The following is a 329-nucleotide window of genomic DNA, read 5'->3' as shown; positions in this document are numbered from 1 at the left end:
GATCATTCAGGGAAAGCATTTTTAACACCTCCTCAAGATAAAAATAAAAATCTTTGGGATGTTCCTTATCATCGGGAACTTTGCCGCCTTCTTTTCCCAGCCTAACGATGATCACATCTTCCTGCGGCAGCACAATTACATACTGACCTAAAATTCCGCGGAAATAAAATACTTCTGAAGTAAGATCAGGCTCTAACCAGATCCCCAATCCGTAATGCGGATAATCCTCCAGCTGCGGCCGGATGGATTCTGTGACGTAAGTGGAGTCCAGCACTTGTTTACCATTCCACTTGCCGAAGTCATTATATAATTTTCCGAGGCGGGCAAAA

1 pseudogene is annotated in these 329 nt (G+C 43.8%); it reads right to left on the bottom strand.

What is annotated here, in order from left to right:
• A pseudogene (locus HC176_RS18375) lies at nt 1-329 on the bottom strand (serine hydrolase); the annotation flags it as partial.

The organism is Tamlana crocina (genome assembly GCF_012037625.1).
This window is presented reverse-complemented; position numbering and strand designations above follow the sequence as displayed.